This window comes from Lysinibacillus sp. 54212 (assembly GCF_036662795.1).
Lineage (GTDB): Bacteria > Bacillota > Bacilli > Bacillales_A > Planococcaceae > Lysinibacillus_B.
Genome location: NZ_JBAFWZ010000052.1, coordinates 1 through 6,229, shown reverse-complemented (window position 1 = coordinate 6,229; position 6,229 = coordinate 1). Strand labels below are relative to the sequence as shown.

At 33.3% G+C, this 6,229-nt stretch carries 11 protein-coding genes; 1 reads left to right on the top strand and 10 read right to left on the bottom strand.

All coding sequences use genetic code 11. From position 1 onward, the window contains the following. Nucleotides 1-297: 297 nt before the first annotated feature. The 5 genes from V4T18_RS18085 to V4T18_RS18065 form a co-directional block, all read right to left on the bottom strand. A complete protein-coding gene (locus tag V4T18_RS18085; RefSeq protein WP_332651823.1) occupies nucleotides 298-615 on the bottom strand; it encodes a hypothetical protein in 318 nt (105 codons plus the stop codon). A gap of 171 nt (nucleotides 616-786) precedes the next feature. Continuing rightward, a complete protein-coding gene (locus tag V4T18_RS18080; protein ID WP_332651821.1) occupies nucleotides 787-1,050 on the bottom strand; it encodes a hypothetical protein in 264 nt (87 codons plus the stop codon). 15 nt (nucleotides 1,051-1,065) lie between these two features. After that, nucleotides 1,066-1,251: a hypothetical protein gene (locus tag V4T18_RS18075; protein ID WP_332651819.1), complete on the bottom strand. Its 186-nt coding sequence runs from the start codon at nucleotides 1,249-1,251 to the stop codon at nucleotides 1,066-1,068. Nucleotides 1,252-1,423: 172 nt separating this feature from the next. Then, nucleotides 1,424-1,711, bottom strand: a complete 288-nt coding sequence (locus V4T18_RS18070; protein WP_332651818.1) for a hypothetical protein — start codon at nucleotides 1,709-1,711, stop codon at nucleotides 1,424-1,426. Beyond that, a complete protein-coding gene (locus V4T18_RS18065; RefSeq protein ID WP_332651816.1) occupies nucleotides 1,672-2,547 on the bottom strand; it encodes a hypothetical protein in 876 nt (291 codons plus the stop codon). The genes V4T18_RS18070 and V4T18_RS18065 overlap by 40 nt, the downstream gene beginning before the upstream one ends. Before the next feature lie 260 nt (nucleotides 2,548-2,807). Here V4T18_RS18065 and V4T18_RS18060 point away from each other — a divergent pair, with 260 nt between their 5' ends. Beyond that, the gene (locus tag V4T18_RS18060) at nucleotides 2,808-3,605 is read left to right on the top strand and encodes a hypothetical protein (RefSeq protein ID WP_332651814.1); all 798 of its coding nucleotides are present in this window, start codon (nucleotides 2,808-2,810) and stop codon (nucleotides 3,603-3,605) included. Between the two features lie 334 nt (nucleotides 3,606-3,939). Here V4T18_RS18060 and V4T18_RS18055 read toward each other — a convergent pair whose 3' ends face one another. The 5 genes from V4T18_RS18055 to V4T18_RS18035 all read right to left on the bottom strand — a co-directional run. Continuing rightward, nucleotides 3,940-4,230: a hypothetical protein gene (locus tag V4T18_RS18055; RefSeq protein ID WP_332651812.1), complete on the bottom strand. Its 291-nt coding sequence runs from the start codon at nucleotides 4,228-4,230 to the stop codon at nucleotides 3,940-3,942. Nucleotides 4,231-4,246: 16 nt separating this feature from the next. Further along, nucleotides 4,247-4,444 (bottom strand): hypothetical protein, encoded by a 198-nt coding sequence (locus V4T18_RS18050; protein WP_332651811.1) that lies wholly within the window; start codon nucleotides 4,442-4,444, stop codon nucleotides 4,247-4,249. Nucleotides 4,445-4,617: 173 nt separating this feature from the next. Beyond that, on the bottom strand, nucleotides 4,618-4,740 hold the full coding sequence (locus tag V4T18_RS18045; protein WP_332651809.1) for a hypothetical protein: 123 nt from the start codon (nucleotides 4,738-4,740) through the stop codon (nucleotides 4,618-4,620). Between the two features lie 277 nt (nucleotides 4,741-5,017). Further along, complete coding sequence (locus V4T18_RS18040) at nucleotides 5,018-5,560, bottom strand: hypothetical protein (RefSeq protein ID WP_332651807.1); 543 nt, start codon at nucleotides 5,558-5,560, stop codon at nucleotides 5,018-5,020. 14 nt (nucleotides 5,561-5,574) lie between these two features. After that, on the bottom strand, nucleotides 5,575-6,229 hold a 655-nt coding region (locus V4T18_RS18035), incomplete at its 5' end, for a hypothetical protein (RefSeq protein ID WP_332651805.1).

Genomic DNA, 6,229 nt, shown 5'->3' with positions numbered 1-6,229 from the left:
AAGGGTGGCAGGGCGACAATATCCGAAACCGTCTGCATTATGTCATTGGCCTCGCTCGTTGTGTTCTTTGCACGTAGTACTCCTTGATGGTCCAGCCTTCATGAGTTTTGAATCAATCAATATCAGATTCCTTTTTAATCACAAACTTCTTTGAGTTAAGAAAAAACCCTGAAAGATATATAGCCAGTCAAGGTAGAATACAATCACATTATTTAAGTATCAACTACTTCACCTATTGATCATCGGTGAGAATATCATAATTGGTTTTTATACTCTTTCTAATACATTAAGGATATTTTAAAGTAACTCCACTCCAACTTGTTTATAAAATTTAACTTTTAATTTCTCTTCTTCCCCCACATTTATTACCATAACTTTGTCATCTTTTTTTATACTTGTTACATTATTTAGATCACCTGTAAATACTATAGAATCATTAAATGTAATACTTAGACTACTCGTTTGTTGATATACATCTAAGGTTAAAATCACCTTGAAATTTTGGTCATCTTTGTAAGTATAAATTAATTCTCCATCATCTATATTGCCTGTTATACTCACTGGCTCGCTTTGGAAAAGTTCTAATAAATCATATTCATCATACTTTATAAACATTCGTATTCATCCTTTTATTAATTATTTCGGTATAACTGTGATAACATCGCCTGCTTCATTTATAATTACTTTGACATCCTTTGTTTCATGAACAAACGTTCTACTTCAAATAAAATCTGCTCTTTTATATTTTCTAGTAGTCGACCTTCGTTAATCAAAACATTTAATTTATCATTGATAATAGGAATAATATTTTTTTATTTCTATCGCTAAATTATTCCAATTCTTATTGTACAACTCCCTATGATTTTTAGATAAATACGAAGTGACATCCCCTATTTTTTCTAGACAGATATTCCCCCATTTCATGCCATTAATATTTTTGCTAGCAGATTCTAAATTTAAGATTTGCTCAAAATCAACATTTAAACTCTTAGAATGAGATAAAAAATCAATGTTCAATAAAGATTCAATAATTTCGTTTTCTAATTTCAATTAAGTAATCCTCCATTATGGTTTGGGTCCAGGTAAATTAATTCTGCATGGTATTCGAGGTACAGAATCATCAACTAACAATCCTGTATTTATCTGTTGTTTAATAGCCTCTGAAACTGCTTTATTAGCCTGTACTTCTGACATACCTGCATTCATTAAAGATTTTTTCAAAGCATCATTATAATCTGACATACTAGGCACTAGATTAAAAACCACCTTAAAAGGTTTTTAGCCAAATAAGGTGGTTATCATTATATTGCTTTTAATACTTGATCTACAGAATTGCCAAACATATTTGGGTCTTCACTTTTTATATCTGATAATAAGTTTACCTAGATGAAGTTTTTTAGTGTTTCTTTCAATGGTGGTTATCTTAGCTTAGTTTCTTATATACCTCATATAAATCTAATAATTGTTTTCCAAGTTCGCTATTAAAATCCCAAGAGTCAACAATAGCCCTTGGATATGACGGGATATGGCTTTTACTTTCAATCATTAGTTCTATATCTTTATAGAAATTTTCAAGTTGACTTATCGTTCCATCTTTACCTTGACCTAATTTGTGAGCTTTAATTTCACACTCTACCTTCATTTTCACTTTATCAGCTTTTTCTATAAAGTTTATGGTTTTATTAAGCTTTCGAGGTTCGTTATATACCATTGTTCTACGCCTCCAATATATTGATCTCCCATTTGAAACTGCGACCCTGCTTTTCCTTTAATTATAATTGTGTCTGGTTTAACTTTCCATTGTTGAATACCTGTCATTCTATTCCAATCTGGTGGAAGTGCTAAATTACTTCTATTAACTTGTGGTGAAAATGTTTCAAATAAATACCTTCCTTTTGCAGAAGCATTAATATCATCATAAAATCTTAACCCATAAGTATTTGAACCAGCAACATCAAGCCTAATTGTACCGATTTCAAATGATTCTAATGTAGTCTTTCTAAATTGACGGGGTACTCCTTGTGATTTTAAATATTCAGATGCTTGTTTTACCCCAATGTATGGATCATTGAGGTTCCCCGTACCCTTATCAAGCTTCTGTATATAATCTCCAAGTTGTTCAATATCTTTCTGAGTGATTTCTGGGAATGCCCTCGTATTTTTAGTTACGTCACCAACCGAGTCTAAATGTTTTAGGATTTTAAGTGTTTTTCCACCTTTCGCTAATTTTCCAACAGGTGTCATGGCCAGTAGTGCTTCTGTACTTTCTCCAAATGAAGCATTTGGGTCCGCAATTGTAACAAAATCCTTAATAAAGAGTTCATAACTTGCCATTGCGAATGGAGCGAATCCATCTATTGTGCCTGAACCATTTCCACCTAGAACCCTTCGCATCCCCTCATATGTGATTGTATCATCTGTTGGATGAGGGTTTTTAAGGTATTCTTCAAAGAATGCTTGTAGTTCGGCTTCCCCTTCGATTGGAGAGTTAAGATGAGTATTTAGATTTGAAGGAAACACATTAATTTCAGCAGTTGTTATTACCAAAGAAGATTGTGGGCGTGAATTAAAAAAGTATCAACAATATCACTTTCAACGATAGTTAGGAAGTATCGTAAGACTAAGATAAATGAAATAGGGGATAGATTTCTTAAGTAGGAACAAGGAGTGATTGTTACCGATTATTGGTATTTTTGTTTTAATAAAAAAAATATTCTGTTACAACGAAAAAAAGTAAATGTATTCCACAAAAAGAGTTAATTGTTAATTGTGGGGAGTTAATATCGCTAAAGTTAGGGGGACACTATATGAAGAAATTATCGGCAATTTACCTTAGTTGCATTGTCATTATGGGCGTGTTAGCAGGGTGCGGAAGTGACGAAACTTCTAAGCAAGACACTGGGAAACAAGCAGATACGAATGTTGATAATGAAAAGCAAGCTAGTGTTGAAGTGGATAAAGAAAACAAAGAAGATACACAAACAAGTGGAGAAAAAGAAGCTACAAGTGGCGATATTGCCAACGCAATAGATTTCACACAAGCTTTAGATCCGAAAAAACCCGTTCCTTTCGGTACATATATGAAGTTAAGTATGTACTCCGTAGCTGATAATAAATATCATACGGTTTATGTGAAATTGAATAAAATTACGAGCGAAAGCGGCGATGCTGCATACGTAAATAAAGCAATTGAGGAAAACAACGCGGAAGGTTCTGAACATGATGCAGTGAATAAAGAAGTATTAGGGTTACCTGAAGATATTGAGTTAAACGTACTGGACTATGAACTAGTGATTCCTAAAGAGTTCCCTGAAACTGAGTACGGTATCGCAGGAGCAAAAATAGATTTCTTTGCAGAGAATATCGAAGGCGGAGGAATAGATAGCAATACTAGCAATATGGTCTATTTAGCATTAGGTGATGTAGAAAAACTACTAAGCACAGGAGATAATGGGAAGAAGTATAATGCGGGTAATACATATCAATTACGTGGAGTTTTTCCAATGGTAAAAGACTTCGATAAGTATGTATTAAAAGTAACTACTTTCCCTAATGAAAGCGATGGCAAGAGTGGTTCAAAAAGTGCTTACTTTGGCATTAAATAAAATAAAGGTGCATAAGAAAATAACACTTGCAGTTGAGCTTATAAGTACAATTGCAAGTGTTTACTTTTTTCTCCTTGAAACGAATAGCAACAGGCGTGATTTTAATCAAACTTCATTATAAATTTATCAAACTTTTTTACAAATTATCAGATTGTATTTTAAATTAACAGTAGGCTCTTGAGGGAAATACGGTTGTGTTTGCTTTGCCTAGTATATAAGATTCAATTATTGTTGCGCGTACAATTGAATTGTCCAAATCTTTATCTGGTATGACATGGTTTAAGTGCTTTATTATTTGGATGAGTAGTTCATTCAGCAGTGGGTAGCATAATTTTCAAGAAAAAATATCTTTAAGCATATTCTCGGCCTTATCCATTTCACCAAGCACTGGATTCATATAATCACTGTACGATTCCAAATATGCTCTTACTGAACCACTGATCCTGAACATGTCTTTTTTTAGGTCTTCAATATTACTGTTCTCCAACATATCATTAGCATGTTGATAACGTGAAATAATCATTTCGAGCATGGGTGTAGGTTGTGTAATATACTGCTCCTTTAAAAGAGCTAGTACCTTTCTTAACTGTATAAGTAACCTATTCTGCTTTTCATCTTTTGACATACCCTTCTTCCTTTCCTTATCTGCTTGGGGCTTCCCTAATTTCTTTTATCCATTCATTTGGCCAATTCTGTGGTAGTAAAATTTGATCCCCTCCTCCTTTAAAAACCGTACCCGTCTGAGTCATTTGTTGCTCTACTTTACCGATATTTAATTCTGTACCTTTAGGTATTTCAATAACTGCCTCATACTGACTACTATTCTTCCACTCCGGCAAAAGAGCAGAATCTATTTTACTTGATATTCTGTTTGAGGCAGGTACCGTAGTAGCGAAAGCCCCATCCCCTCCTGCCTTACCGCCGAAAGTAAGGTATACCCTAATACTTTCATTCGTGATAACCGTTCTATATTGGCCATCTGTATATGTTTTTTTAAGCCATGAGAGTGGATTTACAGTTCCTGTCCGTATTCTTGTTCCTGCATCAAATCTACATCTGCTACAAACTTTGGGGTTGTGGAGAATTTATGTTGTATTTGCGACGGAGTTAATGACTTAATAACATCAACTGTCATAAATCAACCACCTTACATACCGCGTTATCATTTTTAAATCGTTCATATCTAATAAAAAAACACCTGATACCTAAATGGCGTTCAAGTGCTTAATTATTAGTTTAGAAATCATTTTTAATAAGTATTGCTTAATACATTCCTTTTTCTATGTTCTTTTACCTTTTTATCGCTTTATATACTTAGCAATTTCAGTTTAAAAAATTTTCCAACATATACATCCATACAAACATCTAAGCGAATACTTTAATATTAGGACACTATTTAACTTGCCTTAAATTTAATAAGCAAGGCCTTCTTTTGTTAAATAACCTGTATCTGCATTCAATTGAAAGTTAAATCTTCTTCTCCCAAACTTGTCAACTTGACTATCATCTCCATCACAGACTACAGATACATAATCTTTAAATTCTTGAAAGTACATCATTTCAAATCCCTCTGGTTTAATAACTTCAAACAAAAAGTCACCATTTAAATCAAAGGCTGCTACTTCTCTATTCTTTCCTTGGTACATTGTCAGAAACATATTTTTTTGAGGGAAATATCCTACCTGTAACAGGTTTTGAATATCCATCTCTTTCTCAGAAGAATTATATTTCCAAGCCATGTGTCCTTTTTCTATATCATAACTCATTAATAAATTACCGATAAAATCGAATAAATATACCTTTTTAGTTTCAAAATTCTCCCCAGAATCAATTCTGATATAATTATTTTCTTTATCCTCTGAGGCGAAAATTACATTATTTAATTTTACATTAACTTCTTTTTGCCTAAAGTTCCAACTTACCTGTTCTTTTGAATATTGTAAGTTTCTAATCATATTTCTACTCCTTCTTATTTAATCGGTCTTACAGAAATAATTTCCAAATAATCCATCGTATTTGCATGTCTATCAACAAGTATGTAGATTTGATTTGCTCCACCATTTAAATATTTATTAGCTCCCAAGTCGATTTGTGGACCAACAGGACCTTCAATAGCAGGTATGCTCACTCCATCTTTAACCTTATATTGAACTACTTTATCAAGTGTTGGTTTCCATTCATCCTTAACAGCTAAATTATTCCTAACAAAATTAACATCTTCAATTGTATTGACATCTGTTCCAAATCTTCCAGGAGTTTGTGGTCCTTGTCCCTTAGCTAAGGCCATTTCAAAAGTATAACCTGACTTTAGAGTTACAGGTTTTGGTGAAAATCGATCAGGCCACGGAGATTCTTCTTTAACTAGTTTTAGGTAATCATCCAAGTTACTTTTAGGATTGCTTTTTACAAACCCATCATATGTTGCATTAGATCCTATACCTGAATTTCTCCAATACTCATCATATCTAGCGGCCTCAAATGAATCCATTATGTCACCAGTAAATGACCTGTTAGACCCGCTGCCTGTCTTAGTAACTTCTTCCGTACCCTTATTCCAAGAACTACTTGACGTCTTTCCACTGCCACCCATAGTTTTATTGGAAGAGACTCCTTTTACTCCTGTA

Bases quoted from the DNA above. Each gene is read 5' to 3' on its own strand.
- V4T18_RS18060 (WP_332651814.1), top strand. From the start codon at position 2,808: ATGAAGAAATTATCGGCAATTTACCTTAGTTGCATTGTCATTATGGGC.
- V4T18_RS18040 (WP_332651807.1), bottom strand. From the start codon at position 5,560: ATGATTAGAAACTTACAATATTCAAAAGAACAGGTAAGTTGGAACTTT.
- V4T18_RS18070 (WP_332651818.1), bottom strand. From the start codon at position 1,711: ATGGTATATAACGAACCTCGAAAGCTTAATAAAACCATAAACTTTATA.
- V4T18_RS18055 (WP_332651812.1), bottom strand. From the start codon at position 4,230: ATGTCAAAAGATGAAAAGCAGAATAGGTTACTTATACAGTTAAGAAAG.
- V4T18_RS18085 (WP_332651823.1), bottom strand. From the start codon at position 615: ATGTTTATAAAGTATGATGAATATGATTTATTAGAACTTTTCCAAAGC.
- V4T18_RS18045 (WP_332651809.1), bottom strand. From the start codon at position 4,740: ATGACAGTTGATGTTATTAAGTCATTAACTCCGTCGCAAATACAACAT.